Below are 20,717 nucleotides of genomic sequence, written 5' to 3'. Positions count from 1 at the left end.
TTTTAAACTTGCTTAAAAATTTACTGAAACAAATAAAGACAAAAAATGCGATAGCAGTTTTTGGATTTCTATTTGCAGAAGCGGGATTCAATTCTGGATCAACGCTAGTTAATCCATTTTAAACTAGCTTAAAACTCTACTTTGATCAGGAAAAAAAGACAAATTCGGTAGGAGTTGTTCGATTTCTGTTCGATTTAAGAAATTAGGGCTGTTATTTCGGTCGAATTTAAAGAAGTATATTTTTTGTATTGGTTGCCTTACTCGTGATTTTTAAACAAAAGGGCAAAAGGAGCGGTTTTTTAAGTTGCTCCTTTTTATTTGATCAGACTTGATTAATCAAATAAATATGAGAAAACATTTTTAATCAAATTTGTTTTTTTTAGAAATAACGAGCCTTAAAGCTGCCTTCCTATAACTTCAGTTAAAAGAGAAACTGATCTTCAAATTTTTTGAGTTGGATAAAACAGATGGCTGATTGGAAATCAATGCTTCAGATGTTTTTTCAAGACTTCGTTTTTCTACTATTTGAAGAAATATTTGAAGCTGCTATAATGCATAACGTTTGCTTATGTATTTCATTACAAATATAAATTAAAATTAATGAATTGAACTATGCATCTTTGTGGCGTATATTTTATCTTATAAATCATGTTACAGCAATTTAAAACTAGAAGATCTAATAAACACTCGACGCCAACAGAGCGATCATTTCATCTTTTACAAGGTGTTAAATTAGATCGTGTTTATCGAGTAATGAGATATGGAGGTAAAGCTTTATTAAGTATGGCTTATCTGGTTGTTATTAGTATTAGCGTCATAGAGAAACACTCCATGTCCTCTTATTTAATAATGTCGTTTTTTATAGTTTTTTTAATCGCTGCCATAGCCATACTGCCTCATCTTAAGACTATTAAAAACAATTATTAGGATGTCAATAAGTAAAAAAGGGCTCCGTAAAGTTCAGTTAGTAGATGGAGTATTTATAGCGTCAGAAGCATCGGACGTTATAAGTAGCCTTATCAGAGAGAGGATCAATTTTCTTAAGCTACATAAACTATCTATGTGTGAAGAAAATTTAAATAGTGATACTGGTTATGATGATAGCCGTGTAAATGAGTTAACCAAGGAAAAAAAAGAATTCAAAGCAATTTGTAAAGAAGCAAAAATAATGGGTAAAAAAATTAAAATCAATGGTATTCTAGACATAGAAACCATAGATTAATTTAGTTCTTTAACAAATCACTATGGATCTTCATCTTTTGACAGATAACCTGTCGAATCCAGCATTGCTTTTTTTTATTTTGGGAATACTTGCTTCTCAAGTCAAGAGTGATCTTGAAATTCCTGAAAGTTCATCAAAGTTTATTTCGCTTTATTTATTGTTTGCCATAGGTTTTAAAGGCGGTCAAGAGCTATCACATAGTGAATTTACGGCCGATATTTATTGGGCTGTTTTCATTGGAATCGCTTTGGCAATACTAATTCCTTTATATACTTTTTTCATTCTAAGACTCAAATTTTCTGTTGAGAATGCGGGGGCAATAGCAGCTGCTTATGGATCTGTAAGTGCGGTGACCTTTGTTACTGCAATAAGTTTTTTAGAAATGGAAGGAATTCCATTCGGTGGGCACATGGTTGCTGTAATGGCGATCATGGAAGCCCCTTCTATTATTGTAGGAGTGCTTTTAATGAGCTTGTGTTCTAAAGGGGAAGAGCGATCTGCTGGCAAGATATGGGGTCTTGTAAAACATGCTGTCACCAACGGTAGTGTTGTTCTTATCCTAGGAAGTCTAATTATTGGTTACATAGCAAGTGATGCTCAAGCCGCTGGCATAAGGCCTTTCACAACAGATTTATTCAAAGGTTTTCTAGCTGTATTCTTATTAGATATGGGGATTACTAGTGGTAAAAAAATAGGTGTTCTTATTAAGAAAGGTTGGTTTGCCTTAGTCTTTGCAATCGTAGTCCCACTTATAAATGGTTGTGCCGTTGCTTTATTATCGGTTTATGTAATACAAGAAACAGGGGATCGCTTATTACTCGCTATTCTAGCGGCAAGTGCTTCTTATATTGCTGTTCCAGCAGCTATGAGAATTGCAGCTCCTAAAGCAAACCCAAGTCTTTATTTACCCATGGCTCTAGCGATAACTTTCCCGCTTAACATTACTATAGGACTTCCGCTCTATTTGTATTTAATACAATGAAAAATCTGAATAATCCTGTTCTCTTTACTGTAAAGAGAACAGGATTATATTGAGAGGGTATCTTTCAATATATAGACTTCTTCGAGTAACAGCGAAATAGCCATTAGTTCCTGTAATAAACTATGATGAGGTTCACTAGTGTAAATAATAAATGTTATGCGATTCCTTCCTTTAAATTTTCTAAACGGGTAAGCCTTAAAAATGAATCAGATGGAGATCGAAATCAAGTAACCTAAAGATCGATAACTTTCAGGCGCAAACTCCTAGCTCACGATTTGACAGATAATTTGTTATCGAGTAAACGGGATTCTAATCTGGATCAACGCTAGTTAATCCAGAGTTTTTTTAGCTTAAAATCAGACTTGGTTACGATTTTCAGTTGCTATAAATAAGTACTTAAACCTAACCGCTTGAGCACAAGAAGCAGCAAAAGGTTTAGATTACTATAGAAACTGGTGTCGACCTAAAGTCACAGATAGAAAATAACTCAAATACATTTTTCAACAATATACCGATGTTTTAAGCCGGCATACAATGATTTCAAATCTCATACATCCATAATTTTAAGGATACTGAGTTTACTGATGTCAACAAAGTTAAAATCAAATTAAATGTCTGCTTTGTCTTTCGTGTATTCTGATGGGAGTTCCATAGTGCACAAAGCTTCTTTGTCTTTATGGATTTCTTCAGTAATGACTTCCCCAAAATAGACCGTGTGATCGCCCATATTTAAACTTTTTACAACCTTGCAGGTGAGATGCCCAAGAGTATCTTCTAGGATAACTTGTTCGTTTTGTTTTTTGAAGGGCACTCCGTTAATTTTTCCGTCCTCTATGGTAGATTTTGCACCAAATTTTTTCACATACTCTTTGTGGTCTTTCGATAGTAAATGAATAGTAAAGTGCTCACTATAGTGAATAGTTTCGTTCAAATCACTTTTTTTCCCAATCGCTACAGAAATAATCTCAGGTGAAAAGGAAACTTGGGAAACCCAGTTTACTGTTCCAGCGGCTATGTAATCATTTTCGCGAGTTTTAAGATCATCTGCCTCCTTTAAGGCTGTCATAATATAATATCCGTAAGTAAATTTGTTCGTTAGTTTGCTCATAATTGTGTTTGAATTTTATTTAGTAAATCAATATTTTGTTCAGATAATATTTAATCTAAGTTTATGATATTTCTTTATCTGAAACAAGAATATACCAATGTAAATCCAGTACTTAGAACTAAATATCCCTATATTTTGCTTAAAATACTTCAAATTAATAGATAAGCTTGTCAAAAAAATGGCAAGATTGAACAATGGGTTAGATTCGAAATCCCTCAAAACTATAGAACTCATAAATAAGTCTTTTAAAAAGAATTTGGATGAGTAAACATTTTACTAAACTTCAAATTAACTCAAAATAAATAAAGGTCTTACTGACTTTGTAACTTAAAAATAATACGCTGCAGCCTAAAATTCGAATATCAAATTTTTGCTTTTAAGGACCAAGCACAATAAATAAAAACAAGAAAAATGCGATAGCAGTTTTTGGATTTCTATATACAGGAGTGGGATTCTACCCTGGATCAACGCCAGTTGTTTATATATCACCTAGATAAAGCCGAGCTGATTTAACTATAAGAAAGAATCAATCTTCTTTTGGCATATCAACTTCGGCGGTAGTCGATTTAAAGGGAATCGCTGCATTTTGAATAAAAAATTTAAGCTGTGAGCTATAACCTTCTTCTATTGAGCTTTGGATAAACGGATCGCTTGCGAGGACATAAACAAACCTAGTAAACTCTTCTTCTAAAATCCCTAAGCCTCCCTTGATATACTCTTCATAAGTGTAGACTATAAAGTCAAAAATCTTTTCGTCTTGGTCGAACTTGACCAATTTTTTCAATTTTTTAGTTCTGCCAGAGATCTTGTTGATGATCGGGTCTAAAGGCAATGATCCCCCTAAAATGGATAGAAGGTGAATAGGCTTAAAGTCACCTGCTGTTTTTAACCGCCTTTGATTCTTGGTAAGTCGGATTGGTTTTTCGTCTATAATCCCCACGGAAACTACATTGATATTGGGATAGGCGTTAACTTGAACTTCCTCTAAGCGATTGCTCATATCTGGAACTTGAATCCTTAACGTGTCTTGTTCCAAAAGTTCATAAGTTATTTTTTTACTGAAGGTGCTAAAGGAAAGATGAGAAAAAAGTAAGGTATCCCCTTTAGTTGCGCTTACCTTGAAAAAACCATTAGAATTAGGTCTTGAAAATTTCCCTAAGTTTTTATTTATAACCGTCACATCTTGAATAATAGAATCTTTATACATTACTATACCCCTCATCTGCTTTTGAGGTTTTGCTTGTGAAAACAGCAAAAAAGGGAGAATTAGCAGCAAAAGACAAATGTTTTTCATATACTTTGATAAAGCCTTCGTGAAGTTATAAATATATTCAATTATTCTTCAGAAGATTTAAACCTTTAGGCTTTCTGCAAAGAGTTTGTCTTTTAAAAAACAATAGACTTAGCGGTTTTTTTGATGTTTTAATGATACGCAACTCTAAAGTATCTTGAACAATGGCAGGACTATGTGTGTATAGAGGTGAAGTCTACCTTGATCAAAATCAAAAAAATCATTTTTTAAAAGTTTTGAGAATTCTTAGCGTTTTGATTTTTTAACTAACTTACCTTTTAAAATGAACTTGTCTTTACCATAAAAACTGATGTAATACTAACTTCTATCCATAAGGACTTTGCTTACGAAGGATTAAGGTTTGTTTATGAAACTGATTTATAAAAATAATCTAAAGCATGAGCTTTAAAAATTCTTAAAAGCTTAGACTTTGGGGAAGGTTACTTGGCAATGGATTAGGAAAAGGTCGCCTCTAGAGTAAAGTCTACAGTTTTAAATAATGAAATAAATTGACTACATATTTAACGCTTCTAGAACCCTACATATACACCTAAGAAATGTATCCGGCTAAAAAAATAAATAGATGATTCTCGAAAACATAAAATTACTCAGAAAAGAATTACACAGACATCCTGAGTTGTCGGGTCATGAGACCGAAACGGCTGAACGAGTTAAAAAATTTATAGAAAAATATTATACCGCTAAAATAATAGAAAATATTGGAAGAAATGGATTGGCAGTTATTCATGAATTTTCAAATAACGGTCCCACTATTGTCATTCGCTGCGAATTGGATGCACTTCCAATAGAAGAAGTAAATGATTTTGAACACCGTTCTATTATGGATGGCATATCCCACAAATGTGGCCACGATGGTCATATGGCCATCGTGGCTGGACTGGTCTTCTGGTTAAAAGAACAGAATTTTAAAAATGGGAAAGTGATATTGCTTTTTCAACCTGCTGAAGAAACAGGTACTGGTGCGCCTAGTGTTTTAAACGATAAAAGATTTATTGAGTTAAATCCAGATTACATATTTGCATTGCATAATATTCCGCGTCAGCCACTTCATTCTATTGTAACCCTAAACGGTAATTTTTCTTCTACTGTGCAGAGTTTTGCTATCGAACTAAAAGGCAAGGAGTCGCATTCTGCTGAACCCGAACAAGGTGTGAATCCCGCATTGTGCATTGCTGAACTTATACAGAAATTTGATACCTTAAATAATAATGATGCTGCAAAAGAAGATTTCAGATTATGTGTGCCTATTTATTCTAGCATGGGCGTAAAATCTTATGGTATTTCTGCTGGATTTGGCGAGATTCACTACACCTTAAGAACCAAAGGTATAGAGAAAATGGAAGAACTAAAAAAGGACGTTGACAAAATTCTGTTTGAAGTTTGTCTAAAATACAAATTACCCCATACATTAAAATGGTTTGATTATTTTCCCGCCGTTTTTAATGACGGGTTCTGTAACCAAGTTATTACAGATGTAGCAAAAACATACAAGTATAATATCATTAATAAAAGTATACCTTTTAAATTTGGAGAAGATTTTGGCTGGTTTTCAGAAAAATATAAGGCAGCTATGTTTGGCGTTGGAGCCGGGTTACAATCCCCAGCGCTTCATCAAGCCAACTACGACTTCCCTGATGAAATAATAGAAACGGGAATGAACATGTTTAAAGGAATAATTGAAGAAATATTAACCCATCAAAAATATAAATATGAAAAACAGTAAGATGAACAGTAAGAAACAAGGAACGAAAGCAGTATGGGGAGGACAAAGCGAATTGTTTTATCAAGGAGCAACCCAAGTACCAATCGTAAATAGTGTAACATTTGGATATGACAATGTGGATGATTGGTTTGATGTGGCCATTGGAAAAAAAGAAGGACATATCTATAGTAGAAACACCAATCCAACCGTAGCAGTTTTCGAAGAAAAAGTAAGAATTCTTGAAAATGCAGAAGCTGCTACTAGCTTTTCAACGGGAATGGCCGCTATTAGCAACACTTTATCTACTTTTTTAGCTCAGGGCGATAGAGTAGTCTCTGTTAAAGACACCTATGGAGGTACTAGTATTGTGTTTTTAGAATTTCTTCCTAAAAACGGAATTGAAGTAACTCTTTGTGAAACCACAAATCATGAAGAAATTGAGGCAGAAGTAAAAAAAGGCTGTAAAATGCTTTACCTAGAAACTCCTACGAATCCAACTTTAAAAATACTGGATTTAAAAAGGCTCATTAAGTCTGCTCACGAAGTAGGGGCAATGGTTGTTGTAGACAATACTTTTGCTACGCCAATCAATCAACAGCCTTTAGAGCTTGGTGCTGATATTGTTTTGCATAGCGCTACAAAATATCTGGGAGGTCATTCCGATGCAATGGGAGGAGTCGCCTGTGGTAATAAAGATTTGATTCAACAATTATTTCATTACAGGGAAATCAATGGCGCGAGCTTACACGCAAATACGGCCTACATGTTATTGAGGGGAATTCAAACTCTGGAATTAAGGGTTTTGCGACAAAATGAAAATGCCATGAAGTTAGCTCAGCATCTCGAAAAACATGAAAAAATTGAACAGGTTTTTTATCCAGGACTAAAATCACATCCAGGACACAAAATTGCATCAAGTCAAATGACAGGATTTGGAGGCGTATTTTCATTTTCTATTAAAGGAGATTTTGAGAACGTTAAATTATTCTTGAATAGTTTAGAACTAGCACATTTAGCAGCAAGTCTTGGATCAGTAAGTACATTAATAGGTCCACCGAAAGTGACAAGCCATGTCGAAGCCACAGAAGAAGAACGGAAACAGTTGGGTATTCCTGAAACCTTAATACGCTGCGCGTTAGGAATAGAAAACATAGAAGATATTATTGCTGATTTTGACAAAGCTCTTCTAAAAATCTAATTAACAACCATTGAACAACTCCTTTAAACAAGTTCAGCATTTGAAAGGAACATCATTGTAGATGAGAGATTTAAAAAACCTATAGTTTTTGATGAGTTGAACTTTTATTTGATTTCAAATATTGAAACTATTGGCGACTCAACTTTGTCTTAATCATAGTTAATAAAGACTTTAAAAGAGATGTCGTGCTTAATTGCAAAGACCTGTCTTAATAACTTATGACGAAGCTTTACTATACCATTGAGCTAGAAGCTTAGTTGTACCTGCCTACTAGCTGAAAGGCTTACAAGTTTCCTTTAATATGTATTAGAGTTAGCTATAATATTTCCTAAAAAAACAGCATATCAGATATTAATTTTTAATGGTGTATATTTAATTTAGAATTAAAGACTATTGGTATGAAAACAACATTTCTAGGATTAGGCTTATTAATACTCCTGTTTTCTTGTAAAGAAGATAAAACAGACGAAGCGAAGGTCAATCGCGAAATCAAGCAATATACTATTGAACAATTTATGGATAACGAAGCTATAGGTGGTGGAAGTTTTTCATCGGATAACAGTAGCTTACTCATTTCCAGTAACCGCTCTGGGATTTATAACGTGTACACTGTTCCTACTACAGGAGGAGAAATGACGGCGATTACAACCTCGGATAGCACTTCGATTTTTGCAGAATCTTATTTCCCAAATGACAATAGAATGCTTTTAAGTGCCGATGGTAATGGGGACGAAATAGATCATCTTTTCGTAAGGGATTTGGAAGGAAATATAAAAGATATCACCCCAGAAAAAGGGGCAAAATCTACCTTTTATGGCTGGTCAGACGATGACCAATATCTGTATTTTGGCTCTAATAAAAGGAATCCAAGTTATTTTGATGTTTATAAAATGTCTATCGATGATTTTTCTTCAGAACTGATTTACCAAGATGATAGTGGACTCAGTTTTTCAGGAATGTCTAGTGATGAAAATTATTTTGCACTCGCCAAATCTTTAAATACAAATGATAGCGATTTATTTCTTTATGATGTAAAGACTGAAGAAATGATTAAAATCAATGAAAATCAAAGTAAGAACTCGTCTCAAGATTTCTCGAATGATAATTCTGAATTCTATTACACAACCGACGATGGTGGAGAATTCTCCTATTTAATGTCTTATAATTTGGCTACTAAAGAGAAGAAAAAAGTCCTGGAAAAATCTTGGGATATCATGGGTAGTGGTTTTACGTCCGAGGGAAAATACATGGTTATTTATGTAAATGAAGATGGTAAAAATGCAATTCAAGTTTTAGATTCCAAAACAATGAAGCCTATTGATTTGCCAGATTTTAAAGACAAGAGTATCACAAGCGTTGGTTTTAGCGATGATGAAAAATGGATGCGTATGTATGCTGGTGGGTCTAATTCCCCTTCAGATTTATATACCTATAACCTAGAAACGAAAGAACAATATAAATTAACTGATGTTCTTAACGAGGCTATAGATGTTGAAGATTTAGTAACCGCAAAAGTAATTCGTTTCAAATCCTTTGATGGTGTTGAGATTCCGGCTATCTATTACTTGCCACATCAAGCATCTTCAGAAAACAAAGTGCCAGCTATGGTTTGGGTTCATGGTGGTCCTGGCGGACAATCACGACAAGGGTTTAGTTCTCTTATTCAATATATGGTGAATCATGGGTATGCCGTTTTAGCGGTTAATAATCGTGGGAGTAGTGGTTACGGAAAAACATTTTACCAAATGGATGACCTCAACCACGGTGAAAAAGATTTACAAGATTGTGTAGAGGGTAAAAATTGGTTGGCATCGCAAACTGAAATTGACGGCGACAAAATAGGCATCATTGGAGGTTCTTATGGTGGATACATGACCATGGCAGCATTAACTTACACTCCAGAAGAGTTTGATGTGGGCGTAAATCTTTTTGGGGTGACCAATTGGATAAGAACATTAAAGAGTATCCCACCCTATTGGGAATCTCAAAGAAAATCATTATACCTAGAATTAGGAGACCCTTTTACAGCAGACTCTATCAGATTAAAACGCATCTCTCCTTTATTTCATACCGATAAAGTCACTAAGCCATTAATCGTTTTACAAGGCGCTCAGGATCCTAGGGTATTACAAGTAGAAAGTGATGAGATTGTTGCTGGTGTTAGAGAAAATGGTGTCCCCGTGGAATATGTTTTATTTGAAGATGAAGGTCATGGTTTTGTTAAAAAGGAAAATCAAATAGAGTCTTATAGTAGAATTCTAAAGTTTTTAGATAAATATCTTAAGAATGAAAATATACCCTCTGAGAATAAGAACGAAACTACCGAAATTGAAGATGTTTAAAAAAAAGGCCCGATATTAAAATTTAATAGCACTTGACGTTGGACAATAATCGACTTTAGCTGTAAGTACTTCTGAAAAAGGGACGGCAATAAATAAACATTATAATTTATAAAAAGGCTTATTATTTCTCCTTAGCGGGTTGTATTTCTAAATTAATATCAGTAGTTTAACTGGTCTAATCAAAATAAAGTGATATGCTAAATAATATGCTTTTTAAGCTTTTCAACGAAATCAAATGTTTTCTGATATGGCCCCTGATTTCCCGCAGATTTTCAAAGCTATTTTTTTTACTGGCTTTATGCTTACTTTGGTTACCATCCAATGGTTTTGCACAAACAGAATGCCCCTCCATTAATGTAAAAATTAAGAATATAAGTAATAGTACTGGGGTTGTCGCCTGTGCAATTTTTGAATCTGGGGAAGGTTTTCCTGATAAATTTATGAAATTCGCCTCCAAAATTATGATCACACAAATCGAAGGAGAAGATGCGAGTTTTGAGTTTTCAGATATTCTACCAGGAAAATATGCCATTGCCGTGATCCATGATGAAAACTACAATGGTAAACTTGACTCTAATATGTTTGGAATACCAAAGGAAGGTTATGGTTTTTCCAGCGGTGCAGAGGTTACTTTAAGTGCTCCTTCTTTTTCTGACGCTGTATTTTTATATGATGGCGGAGTTTTGGAAATGTCTATATCTCTTAGCTACTAGTAATTTGTTTCTAAGGCTATAAAATAGCGAGTATTTAATCTCAAAACCTAATTTTATTCACTTTTAGATGCAGTTCTAAAATAAATAACATTTAAACCATTCAAAATCAATACCCTATAATAGAGATATATTCTATACTGAAGATTTAAATAGGGTTTATTTGGATGCTATGCTTCATTCACAAAATTGTTCTAGAAATGTGAATTTGAAATAAAGTTATAAAAATGGACAATAATACATCGAAAATAGAACTTGTCAAACTGATATTGAATATAAACAATGACAACTTTATCAAAAGAATAGCGGATTTCATAACTAATGAAAAATCGGACTTTTGGAAAGAATTGACCACAACTGAACAAGCGGAAATCAAAAAAGGAATTGAGCAGTTAGATAAAGGAAAACGAACTTCTTATAAGGAGGTTCTTAAAAAAATTTCTTAGTGGAGGTTTTCATTTCGGAGCTTGCCGAATACAAACTCAAAAGACTCACCGAATATTTATTGCAGGAATGGAGTTATAAGGTTAAAAAGGATTTTTTAGAAAAATTGACCGCAAAAATTGAACAGATTTTAGAGTATCCTGAAAGCTGTCGAAAATCGATGTAATTTGGGGGAATCTACAAATGCGTGGTCACAAAACAAACGACGTTTTTCTACCGAGTAAATTTTGCTAAAGAAGAAATTGAAATCATCACTCTTTTCGACACAAGACAAAATCCTGATAAACTGAAAAAGCAACTAGAATAAGAACGAAAACACAACAATGGCTATAACAAATTGGCCGAAAGTGCTGTATTTAAAAGCTTAGGTGTGTTTACTAAGATCATCAAATTTTTAAATTTGGATTATTGATAAAAATTTAATAATTCGGCTCTATGCTTAGCCGATAAAGTGTTTGTCTCCGTGACAATAAGACCCTTAACCATTAGAATATATGACTTCTAAACTTAAATGCTATAAGTAGGGTCTTGGTATATTTTTTGAACAAACTTTCACATGGGACAACCGGATGAAAATAAGACACAAAAACAGGGCTTCGTAGGCATACATGGAGCACGACAACATAATCTTAAAAATGTAACTTTAGATATCCCCCGCGATGCATTGGTCGTATTTACCGGGGTTTCAGGATCAGGTAAGTCATCGCTTGCATTTGGTACTTTGTATGCCGAAGCTGAGCGGAGGTATCTTGAATCTGTATCGCCCTACGCTCGGCGTCTTTTCCATCAAATGCCTATCCCAGAAGTCGACAAGATCGAAGGTCTACCCCCAGCCGTTGCTCTTCAGCAGCAACGAGGTTCAGGCACTACGCGATCCTCGGTTGGCTCCGTGACTACATTGTCTAACTTGTTACGCATGTTATATTCCCGTGCTGGTGATTATCCTGAAGGACAGTCTCTTTTATATGCCGATTCATTTTCAACCAACACACCAGAAGGAGTTTGCCCTAAATGCCATGGATTGGGTAAAATTCACCAAGTCACTGAAAAAAGCATGGTCCCCGATGATTCCTTAACGATAAGAGAAAAAGCCATAGCGGCATGGCCCCCAGCTTGGCAAGGTAAAAACCTTCGCGACATTTTGACCACTCTCGGCTACGATGTGGATATCCCTTGGAAAGATCTTCCCAAAAAAGACCGCGACTGGATCTTATTTACAAACGAACGTCCACAGGTACCCGTATATCGTGACTTAAGCCTAGATGAAGTAAAACTTGCCATCAAAAATAAAACTGAACCTAGTTATAAAGGCACGTATAAGGGTGCGAAAAGACATGTTCTGCACACTTTTGCAAATACGCAAAGTACTTTGATGAAAAAACGGGTGTCGCAATACATGATAAGCAGCGAATGCCCCTCCTGTAAGGGTAAACGTTTACGTCGCGAATCGCTCTCTGTGACTTTTGCTGGTTATGATATTGCCGACATTTCGAGATTACCCCTAGAGAAATTACTTTCTATTTTTGCTCCTTATGGTGATGGCACGGCGCCTGCTTTGCTTAAATTAACCAAACAGCATCAGGAAAAAGCAATGGTAGCTCAAAGAATCGCCGAAGATCTAGTGGCGAGAGTAATTGTTTTATTGGAATTGGGCTTGGGTTATTTATCCTTGGAGCGCAGCACACCTTCTCTTTCCCCTGGGGAACATCAGCGGTTAAGACTAGCGACCCAAGTGCGTAGTAATTTGTTTGGGGTGGTGTATGTATTAGACGAACCTTCTGCAGGATTGCACCCCGCCGACACCGAAGCTTTACTAAAAACTTTAGATAGATTAAAAGCTTCTGGTAATTCACTGTTTGTCGTTGAACATGAGTTAGATGTGATTCGCCATGCCGACTGGATTGTTGATGTAGGTCCAGATGCTGGCGAAGGTGGTGGTGAAATTTTATACAGCGGGCCACCGGCCGGTTTAAAAGACAGTAAACTGTCCAAAACCAGAGAACATCTTTTTAATGATCTGCCTTTTAAAAAGACCATCCCCCGAAAGCCTTGTGGCTGGTTAAAATTAAGTGGAGTAACCAGAAATAATTTAACAGATCTTGGAGTATCTTTTCCTTTAGGAGTGCTAACGAGTGTCACTGGAGTTTCAGGCTCAGGTAAAAGCAGCTTAGTTAGCCAAGTATTAGTTGAATTAATGTCCGCAAAATTAGGAAAGATCCTTTTTAAGGAAGAAGACGAAGAGGCCTTACAAAAAGACACCGTAGAAACGCTAGGGGGAGAAATCACCGCGGGTTCTGAAGATATTAAACGTATGGTGGTGGTCAATCAGAAACCCATTGGGAGGACACCGCGCTCTAATCTGGCCACCTATACTGGCTTGTTTGATGTTGTACGGAAATTATTTGCCTCGACAAAATTAGCAAAAGCACGCCACTATAATGCCGGTCGCTTTTCATTTAATGTGGGTAAAGGTCGGTGTCCCAATTGTGATGGTGAGGGTTTTGTGATGGTTGAACTGCTATTTTTACCAAGTGTCTATGCACCCTGTCCTGTTTGTGAAGGTGCGCGGTATAATCCCGAAACCTTGGAAGTTACATATCACGAAAAAAATATCAACCAAGTTCTTGACATGACCGTAGATAAAGCAGCCTTGTTTTTTGAAAAAGAAGACCGAGTAAGTCGCCCCCTCAAGGTGTTGCAGGAAGTAGGTTTGGGTTATTTACGTTTGGGCCAGCCAGCAACTGAGCTTTCCGGCGGAGAAGCACAGCGTATTAAACTTGCTACGGAGCTCCAGCGACTAAGCCGCGGGAACACGCTCTATATTTTAGACGAACCCACTACGGGCTTACACCCAACAGATGTAGAAAAATTACAACTCCAATTGGCGAGATTGGTGGATGCTGGCAATACTGTAATTGTAGTTGAGCACGATATGCAGGTAGTGGCTGGGAGTGATTGGGTTATCGACATAGGTCCTGGAGCAGGAAAAGAAGGCGGAAAAGTGGTAGCAGAAGGCACTCCAAACGAAGTTGCCAAAAACGAACTCAGCAAAACCGCAATTTATTTATCAAAAACATTAAACGGTCACCCATAATTTATAAGAATAGTTCACAAACTAAGGATTTGTTATATTTTTTCAACACTGGAAAAAGACTTTGAATGGACCACACCTCAACAGTAACAAAACACAAGTAAAAAATGAGATAACCAATTCATTGAGCTATTACAAGGTATACACAAACCTAAACGTAACAAATCTAGGCTGAATAAAGGTTTCTGAACTGAATACAGAAATATTATTTGCGCTGTTCCTGACCTGAGAATCGATGTCTAAAAGATTAGTTGCCTTGATTTCGTATTCCCATTTAGCATCTCTATCTTTTCTGTAAGAAAGGCTAGCATCCCAGTTTTGGAAGGACTGCGATTCACCATTACCAAGGTCTTGGTTGGTATAAGAATAATTTGTCCGGAAAGTCACCTTTTTCCAGATATAGGCGTCAAAGTCTATGGAAGGTGCATTTGTTATAAACTTGGTCTCTCGGCTTCCTTGGTTATTGTTAGTGACGCTGTAGCGGTAATTAAAACTCACATTTGGAGCTACCTTAAAGTTGGTACGAATACCAGGGGTATAAGTTTGAGTGAAGCCTTCATTAAGGGATTGCAAACCTTGGATAAACTGGTTGATTTTACTATAGTTAAAACTCGTATTGATTGTTGCTCTTATCTTCCCAAAAGTTCGCTGAACACGCCCAAAGACACTCACGTTTTCATCTGCAAAACTAGAATTGAAGAAAGTACTGGTTCGGATAACATTCTCAAAATTTGTTAAGCTTCGTATTTGATCGATATTACTGGAATATGCTGCTCTGGCAAACACATTGGTATAGTTGAAAAGGTTGAAACTACTATACAATAAACTTATGTTATTGGACAGGGCATTTTGGAGTTCAGGCTCCCCAAATTGAATACTATTGAAGCTATTTAACACTAGGCCTTCAGCCAATCTTGTCACATCCGTAAATTGATTACGCATATCGTACTTCAGAGTCAAAGACTCACTTTTCTTAAACTGAATTCGAGTTTCAAAATCTGGTAAAAACCTGAAGAAATTATCCTCGTAAGTCACTCCAAATTGGGTATTCTTGTTTCCATAAGCATGAACAGAAAAGCCAGGAGTAAAAGTGAATTTGCCAACTTTCACCCGATAATGCACTCCTAAATATATATCGCTAAAATTATACTGTATATCGTTAGTAGCCCGCCCATTATTAAAAGTTGGTGTGGGTGCAAATTGAGACCCATCATCAAGAAATTGAAAGATATCAGAATTAAAGTCTTGACGACTTAAGATAGTCCCCAATGTAAAATTGATATTGCTTTTCGTATTGAGGATATTGTAGTAGTCCAATTTAGCATCCAATTGATTGGACTTGATACGCCTGTCTTGCGTCAAATTATAGTTTTCCAGTGAGGTATCCAGACCTATGGCTTCTGCTGTGGTATCGAAAGGGTCTTCGCCATTTGGGTCATTACCTAAACGAGCATTGTAAAATGGATCTTCATCTTTTATCAAATGCTGAGCCTCCAAAGCAAAAATATTATTTTCATTGAGCGTGTAGTAATAATTTAAATTTTGATTGATACTGTAAGGATTAACCTCATCCACTTGGGTTGTATTTCCTATGACTGAAGAAAGTATGTTTTGGTCTTGAGAATCCTCAGAAACACGCGCCAAAACATCGTAGTCTAATTGGTTATTGAAGTTTGGCTTATAAGAGGCGCTAAGTTTTAATAAACCTTGGTTAGAACGTTCTTCACTAGATTGCTCTGTCCGTTCATCGGGAATACCTAGATCTGAATTGGTATATTGGACAAAACTGTTTTCTCTGGAAAGAATACGACTGGTATTGTAAATAAGAAATCCACTTAAGTCTAGAGACTGCTTTGGAGAATAACTAAAGTTACCGGTGGCCAATTTATTTTCTATTTTCAAGGCGTTATCTTGATTGGTTAAGAAGTTAAGGCTGTTATCTCCAAGATTTATACTAGTTCCACTACTACTACTTGGCGCCCTAAAACCTCCGCCAAAACCTCTAATATCTCTTCGCGTTAGAGCTGCTTCCCCCGTATTATTTATGTCTCCTATAAAATTAAGGCTGTACTTGGGACTGTAATAGAATAATTTGGGCTGAACCAAATACAACTCATCCTCTGGAGATGTTCCTACCGCTGCAGTTACATTACCAAACCAAAAGCTCTCCTTTCCTTCTTTCAATTTGATATTCATCGCCACATTATCTTGGTTATTTCTCACCCCACTTAGCTGGCCCACTTCAGAATAGTTTCTCAAGACTTGAATCTTATCGACAGCATTAGAAGGAATGTTTTTTATAGCTAATTTGGTATCCCCATCAAAAAAATCTTTGCCATTTACCATCAGCTTATTCACCACTTTCCCTTCTACTTCGATCTGGCCATTTTCATTAATCTCGACCCCAGGTAAATTTTCGAGAATATCTTCCAACTTTCGTTCGGTACCATCGCTAAATGAATCCGCATTGTAAATAAGAGTATCTCCTCTAATGGTCACAGGCATTTCGTAACTGATCTCCACTTCATCTAAAGCGTCATCTATTTGAAGGGTGTAGTCTTTTGTAATATCGCTTTCAACAGTGGTCAAAACCTCTTCAAAAGTCTTCATACCAATATAACTCACTTGTATTTTATAGCTGCCATTTTTACCAAGCTGCAATTTAAAATTACCATTAGCATCGGTAATACCATAAGATTCCAAACCACTCGTTGCTTGATTTATCGCTACGACATTAGCTAACTCCAAAGGGGTTTGTAAGCTATCTCTAACGACACCTTGCAATTTAACTTGGGCAAAAGTGAAAGTGGTTGCCAAAAGTAAAGCAACACAAATTATTTTTTTCATGAGTTTGTGTGAGGTGTAAGTTGAGTTCTAGTTATGAATTTAATGTGGATCAACTTCTTGGTCGGCCTCTATTGTTTCTCATCTCAAGCATTTTCTCTTGAATGGTTGCTTGATAATCATTTTTCGTGATCTCTTTACCTTTATCCGGAGCTTCAATCTCGATCTCCTCTTCTGGATTTATGACGATTTTAGAACACAGCATAACTGTATTTCCCGTACTTACCTCTAAAATAAGACCAGGAAGTCCCCAGTATTCTCCAGGGCCATGGCTTACAGGAATTTGAAGTGTGTACCAAGCTTCTACCTCAGTTGTTTTGATCTCTAATTCTTCAGTTTCAACAGCCGTTGAATCAGTTTTAGCCTCAGTATTTGTTTCACTTATGTCGCCCCAAGAAAAATTGTACCACTCCAATTCATCGGTTGGTACGGAAGCCGTTGCTTTAAAACACATATATTGTCCTATCAATTTAGACTCAGCCCCCATCTTCCATTCAATAGCTGCTAACTTATCTTTCACTAAAAATTTCTTACCATAAAATTCTTGACTTTGAATTAGGGCCTTTTCTTTTACATTTTTGTATTGCTCACCTCTCGAAAAATTATCACCCCAAGAATCTGTAGCGCCAGAAATCGCATCTATTTTCTCGTCTTCATTAAATACAGATTCCTCCTTATTAAAATTTAAAGTATATGTCTTTTCCAATCTGTTTTTTAAACGGGCTTGAATTTGCTTTTTTTGACCTTCGCTCATTCTAGCTCCAAAACTTCCTAGCTCCATCTTAGCTTTAGAAGAATAAATCGCTTGCCCCTGAAACTCCTGAGCATTTACATTAGGCGAAAATGGCAATAAAGCAATGAAGACTAGACCACTAAACTTAAAGAGAATTGATTTCATGATGCGTTTTTTAAAATTACACTGTTTAACGAAAGTAGAGTAATGTAAAACGCATCACCCTATTTTTTAAAAAAATTAACAAGCTAAGGATCAGCTTTTATGCTGATATCTTTTTAGTTTACTTAAGCTTCTGTATCTTTTGAAATATTTGAATATTAAAAAAATTAAAGATGAAAATAAAAATACTAAGCCTTTTAGTTATTTTTCTACTTCTGTCTTGCAAAAATGGACAGAAAAAGGGCAATAAAACTGATGAAAAAAATGATTCTAGTGCTATCACAGAAGTTGAAAGTTTTAAAGGCCAGCAAGTCACAGGAGTAACTTCTACCGATAAAGGACGCCTTTTTGTGAATTTTCCAAGGTGGAGAAAAGGGGTCAATAATTCAGTGGTGGAAATAATTCCTAATTCTGACCCTGAAAGCTATCCTAATGAATCATGGAATTCTTGGGAAATTGGCGAGCCCATTGCAGAAAACAAATTTATTGGAGTGCAATCTGTGTTGGCTTTTGAGGACAAGTTATATGTTTTGGATACCAGAAGTCAATTGTTTCAGAACGTAATGGATGCTCCGCGTATTTTCGTTTTCGATTTAGCCACAGCTACTTTGTCTAAAACATATACATTAGAAGAGGCTAGCTATCATAAAGATTCTTATATCAACGATCTTAGAGTAGATAAGAAGAAGAATAGAATCTACCTAACAGATTCTGGGCATCCTGGATTGGTCATTGTAGATATTGATTCTGGAAAAACCAGAAGAGTGCTGAACGAACATAGCTCTACCACCGCAGAACAATCCTATCTAACTTTTGGTGAAAAGAAATGGGAGAACACCATACATTCTGATGGCATTGCACTAGATACTGAAAATGAACGCCTATTTTACCATGCCCTCACTGGGTATCGCCTGTATTCTATAAGTACAGATGCGTTAAAAGCCGAAGACGACAAACCAATTGAAGATCAGGTCACCTTTGAAACTAAAACAGCCGCCCCCGATGGGATGATTTTCGATGGCGAAGGAAATCTGTATTTTGCAGATTTAGAACACCATAAAATTCAATATAGAACACCAAAAGGCAACATTTATACACTTGCAGAAGGGGAACAGATCCGTTGGGCAGATACTTTTAGTATTTATGAGGACTATCTTTATTTCACAAATTCCAGAATTCACGAAGTGGGCGCTGATATCTCATCGATGACCTTTAGCCTTAATAAAATAAAACTTCCTTCTTCACGAGAAGCTCATTAAATAAAAAATGAATAGATCTTACTAAAACAATGAATGAGCCAGCTCATGGGAAAGCATAAATTTAGCAAAGGATAACTATGATTCAACGCAACCGATCCACATATAATGCGTCTTCTTAACAAACCAAATAGTTATGAAAATCAAATTTTCATCCTTAATTATTGTTGCAATTTTATGCTCATGTAGCAACGAAGATGATACTGTCACTAAAGCTACATTAGAAGGAGATTGGAAGCTCGTCCAGATGTCGGGAAGTATTCCAGATTCAGAAACAACAGGCTCGGATATGGAATGGCAAGAGTCCTATCGTTTTTTTGAAGATGGCAACTTTTTAAAAAGCAGAGAAACTGAGGGGAGCGTTGAAGGGCTTACAGGAACTTACAGTTTCAATGAAGACCCAAGAAGTTTGGAACTTACCTACGGAGAAGAAAGTGAGATCATAGGCTCTTGCCAATCTGATTTAAAAGAAAATCTGTTTTTTAGCTCAAATGATGTCTTATCAAGTACGTGGAACCAGTGTGATGGTCCAAGTCTAAATTATGAGAAAATCTAACACCAACTTACTGAAATTTATCCTAAAGAATGTACCCAAATTTATACGTGATGATTACCCATAAAAAAACCGTCTCTACTCTGGAGACGGTTTTAATACCAAATTAAATTTATAATGTCGTATAGAGGCTTAAATTCAAAATAACTATACTCTTTTTCTTAGTATAGGAAATTCAAGGCAGTTACATCGTTAGAATTAAACTCTCCATCTTCATTATTGCTAAAACAAGCTAACATGATAGACGTTGGGTCAAATCCTGATGGGGTTCCTGGAATATAGTTTGCCCCTACACCAGCGGTTCCTTCATTGGTATTTTGACCACAACTCTGGCGACTAAAGTAATCGGTGTGTCTAAAGCCTACAGAATGACCAATTTCATGAGTCAAAACGTGCTCAATAACGTTGGTGTTGTAGTTACTCAACCCGTAAATCTGAACAAATTTGTTGGGATTTCCATTACTAGGAAAACCTGCTGACCCTCCAGCACCACTTGGGTTATTCACCGTATTGTTATAGACGACCATATCTTTATTTTGAAAGTTGGTTCCAAAAGTAAGATTGAAATTGATATTCAAATTCAGTCGGTTGTAATTTGCAATAGCCCACTGCAAAGCAGTTCTCTCACTAGAAGTTAAGGCCTGACTTCCACCCGTATAACCAATCACAGTTATAGTTTGAGGACTTACTAAGGCATTGGTACTATATTGTTTATTATGTATATCCTCATAACCCTGGAAATTCAATCCTTTAAGTTCCTCTAGGGACATCACGATATCGCCTTCAACTCGAATCACCTCGCGCTTCTCACCACCAGGAAGAACCATTTCTTCACGTTGGGCTCCCAATGCACTCAAATGGTTTTTAGAAATTAAGTCTAAGGTAGATTGGTCTAAATTGGTGGGAGTCTCGGAGGTATTGACTCCTAAAATAATTCTTTCAGAATCATCAATTTGGTTGGTATCCAAAACCTCTTCGCTTGTAACTTTTTCAGCTTCACATGATCCTAAAAGCAATCCGAAGACCGCTGGAACGATAAATAATCTTTGTAATTTCAT

16 protein-coding genes are annotated in these 20,717 nt (G+C 36.1%); 11 read left to right on the top strand and 5 right to left on the bottom strand.

The features are described from left to right. The first annotated feature begins 928 nt into the window (after positions 1–928). Together PGOND44_RS07685 and PGOND44_RS07680 are read left to right on the top strand one after the other, a co-directional pair. Positions 929–1,222, top strand: a complete 294-nt coding sequence (locus tag PGOND44_RS07685) for a hypothetical protein (protein WP_003439362.1) — start codon at positions 929–931, stop codon at positions 1,220–1,222. Between the two features lie 22 nt (positions 1,223–1,244). Then, positions 1,245–2,204, top strand: coding sequence for a sodium-dependent bicarbonate transport family permease (locus PGOND44_RS07680; RefSeq protein ID WP_003439359.1), 960 nt, complete (start codon positions 1,245–1,247; stop codon positions 2,202–2,204). Between the two features lie 607 nt (positions 2,205–2,811). On the opposite strand, the gene PGOND44_RS07675 is transcribed toward PGOND44_RS07680, so the two are convergent. Together PGOND44_RS07675 and PGOND44_RS07670 are read right to left on the bottom strand one after the other, a co-directional pair. Further along, positions 2,812–3,312, bottom strand: a complete 501-nt coding sequence (locus tag PGOND44_RS07675) for a flavin reductase family protein (protein WP_003439358.1) — start codon at positions 3,310–3,312, stop codon at positions 2,812–2,814. 526 nt (positions 3,313–3,838) lie between these two features. Further along, complete coding sequence (locus PGOND44_RS07670) at positions 3,839–4,606, bottom strand: peptidase associated/transthyretin-like domain-containing protein (protein WP_051044077.1); 768 nt, start codon at positions 4,604–4,606, stop codon at positions 3,839–3,841. A 580-nt stretch (positions 4,607–5,186) separates the two neighbouring features. On the opposite strand from PGOND44_RS07670, the gene PGOND44_RS07665 reads away from it, so the two are divergent. The 7 genes from PGOND44_RS07665 to uvrA all read left to right on the top strand — a co-directional run bounded on the left by PGOND44_RS07665 (position 5,187) and on the right by uvrA (position 14,114). Next, the gene (locus PGOND44_RS07665; RefSeq protein ID WP_003439355.1) at positions 5,187–6,347 is read left to right on the top strand and encodes an amidohydrolase; all 1,161 of its coding nucleotides are present in this window, start codon (positions 5,187–5,189) and stop codon (positions 6,345–6,347) included. After that, the gene (locus PGOND44_RS07660; RefSeq protein ID WP_003439353.1) at positions 6,334–7,524 is read left to right on the top strand and encodes a cystathionine gamma-synthase family protein; all 1,191 of its coding nucleotides are present in this window, start codon (positions 6,334–6,336) and stop codon (positions 7,522–7,524) included. The genes PGOND44_RS07665 and PGOND44_RS07660 overlap by 14 nt, the downstream gene beginning before the upstream one ends. Positions 7,525–7,922: 398 nt before the next feature. Next, positions 7,923–9,866 (top strand): S9 family peptidase, encoded by a 1,944-nt coding sequence (locus PGOND44_RS07655; protein ID WP_003439352.1) that lies wholly within the window; start codon positions 7,923–7,925, stop codon positions 9,864–9,866. 194 nt (positions 9,867–10,060) lie between these two features. Continuing rightward, positions 10,061–10,579 carry a DUF2141 domain-containing protein gene (locus PGOND44_RS07650; protein WP_003439350.1) on the top strand — a complete coding sequence of 173 codons (519 nt, stop codon included), beginning with the start codon at positions 10,061–10,063 and terminating at the stop codon, positions 10,577–10,579. 224 nt (positions 10,580–10,803) lie between these two features. Next, positions 10,804–11,022, top strand: a complete 219-nt coding sequence (locus tag PGOND44_RS07645) for a hypothetical protein (protein WP_003439348.1) — start codon at positions 10,804–10,806, stop codon at positions 11,020–11,022. Beyond that, positions 11,022–11,186: a type II toxin-antitoxin system RelE/ParE family toxin gene (locus PGOND44_RS15845; RefSeq protein ID WP_040555902.1), complete on the top strand. Its 165-nt coding sequence runs from the start codon at positions 11,022–11,024 to the stop codon at positions 11,184–11,186. Before PGOND44_RS07645 ends, PGOND44_RS15845 begins: the two co-directional genes overlap by 1 nt. A 390-nt stretch (positions 11,187–11,576) precedes the next feature. Next, positions 11,577–14,114: an excinuclease ABC subunit UvrA gene (gene uvrA, locus PGOND44_RS07635; protein WP_003439346.1), complete on the top strand. Its 2,538-nt coding sequence runs from the start codon at positions 11,577–11,579 to the stop codon at positions 14,112–14,114. 129 nt (positions 14,115–14,243) lie between these two features. On the opposite strand, the gene PGOND44_RS07630 is transcribed toward uvrA, so the two are convergent. Further along, positions 14,244–16,958 carry a carboxypeptidase regulatory-like domain-containing protein gene (locus PGOND44_RS07630; protein WP_003439344.1) on the bottom strand — a complete coding sequence of 905 codons (2,715 nt, stop codon included), beginning with the start codon at positions 16,956–16,958 and terminating at the stop codon, positions 14,244–14,246. 49 nt (positions 16,959–17,007) lie between these two features. Further along, positions 17,008–17,853 (bottom strand): GLPGLI family protein, encoded by an 846-nt coding sequence (locus tag PGOND44_RS07625; protein WP_003439342.1) that lies wholly within the window; start codon positions 17,851–17,853, stop codon positions 17,008–17,010. A gap of 170 nt (positions 17,854–18,023) precedes the next feature. Between PGOND44_RS07625 and PGOND44_RS07620 the strand changes: the two genes are divergently transcribed. Both PGOND44_RS07620 and PGOND44_RS07615 read left to right on the top strand, forming a co-directional pair. Next, positions 18,024–19,109: an L-dopachrome tautomerase-related protein gene (locus tag PGOND44_RS07620; RefSeq protein ID WP_003439340.1), complete on the top strand. Its 1,086-nt coding sequence runs from the start codon at positions 18,024–18,026 to the stop codon at positions 19,107–19,109. A gap of 133 nt (positions 19,110–19,242) precedes the next feature. Further along, a complete protein-coding gene (locus PGOND44_RS07615) occupies positions 19,243–19,662 on the top strand; it encodes a hypothetical protein (protein ID WP_003439337.1) in 420 nt (139 codons plus the stop codon). A 158-nt stretch (positions 19,663–19,820) separates the two neighbouring features. On the opposite strand, the gene PGOND44_RS07610 is transcribed toward PGOND44_RS07615, so the two are convergent. Continuing rightward, entirely contained in the window at positions 19,821–20,717 is an 897-nt protein-coding gene (locus PGOND44_RS07610) for a zinc-dependent metalloprotease (RefSeq protein ID WP_003439334.1), read from the bottom strand.

The sequence above is a fragment of the Psychroflexus gondwanensis ACAM 44 genome, from assembly GCF_000355905.1.
Classification (GTDB): domain Bacteria; phylum Bacteroidota; class Bacteroidia; order Flavobacteriales; family Flavobacteriaceae; genus Psychroflexus; species Psychroflexus gondwanensis.
This window is presented reverse-complemented; position numbering and strand designations above follow the sequence as displayed.

What these genes read in the sequence shown, in the direction of transcription:
- PGOND44_RS07685 (WP_003439362.1), top strand. Translation starts at nt 929, where the DNA reads ATGTCAATAAGTAAAAAAGGGCTCCGTAAAGTTCAGTTAGTAGATGGA.
- PGOND44_RS07680 (WP_003439359.1), top strand. Translation starts at nt 1,245, where the DNA reads ATGGATCTTCATCTTTTGACAGATAACCTGTCGAATCCAGCATTGCTT.
- PGOND44_RS07675 (WP_003439358.1), bottom strand. Translation starts at nt 3,312, where the DNA reads ATGAGCAAACTAACGAACAAATTTACTTACGGATATTATATTATGACA.
- PGOND44_RS07670 (WP_051044077.1), bottom strand. Translation starts at nt 4,606, where the DNA reads ATGAAAAACATTTGTCTTTTGCTGCTAATTCTCCCTTTTTTGCTGTTT.
- PGOND44_RS07665 (WP_003439355.1), top strand. Translation starts at nt 5,187, where the DNA reads ATGATTCTCGAAAACATAAAATTACTCAGAAAAGAATTACACAGACAT.
- PGOND44_RS07660 (WP_003439353.1), top strand. Translation starts at nt 6,334, where the DNA reads ATGAAAAACAGTAAGATGAACAGTAAGAAACAAGGAACGAAAGCAGTA.
- PGOND44_RS07655 (WP_003439352.1), top strand. Translation starts at nt 7,923, where the DNA reads ATGAAAACAACATTTCTAGGATTAGGCTTATTAATACTCCTGTTTTCT.
- PGOND44_RS07650 (WP_003439350.1), top strand. Translation starts at nt 10,061, where the DNA reads ATGCTAAATAATATGCTTTTTAAGCTTTTCAACGAAATCAAATGTTTT.
- PGOND44_RS07645 (WP_003439348.1), top strand. Translation starts at nt 10,804, where the DNA reads ATGGACAATAATACATCGAAAATAGAACTTGTCAAACTGATATTGAAT.
- uvrA (WP_003439346.1), top strand. Translation starts at nt 11,577, where the DNA reads ATGGGACAACCGGATGAAAATAAGACACAAAAACAGGGCTTCGTAGGC.
- PGOND44_RS07630 (WP_003439344.1), bottom strand. Translation starts at nt 16,958, where the DNA reads ATGAAAAAAATAATTTGTGTTGCTTTACTTTTGGCAACCACTTTCACT.
- PGOND44_RS07625 (WP_003439342.1), bottom strand. Translation starts at nt 17,853, where the DNA reads ATGAAATCAATTCTCTTTAAGTTTAGTGGTCTAGTCTTCATTGCTTTA.
- PGOND44_RS07620 (WP_003439340.1), top strand. Translation starts at nt 18,024, where the DNA reads ATGAAAATAAAAATACTAAGCCTTTTAGTTATTTTTCTACTTCTGTCT.
- PGOND44_RS07615 (WP_003439337.1), top strand. Translation starts at nt 19,243, where the DNA reads ATGAAAATCAAATTTTCATCCTTAATTATTGTTGCAATTTTATGCTCA.
- PGOND44_RS07610 (WP_003439334.1), bottom strand. Translation starts at nt 20,717, where the DNA reads ATGAAATTACAAAGATTATTTATCGTTCCAGCGGTCTTCGGATTGCTT.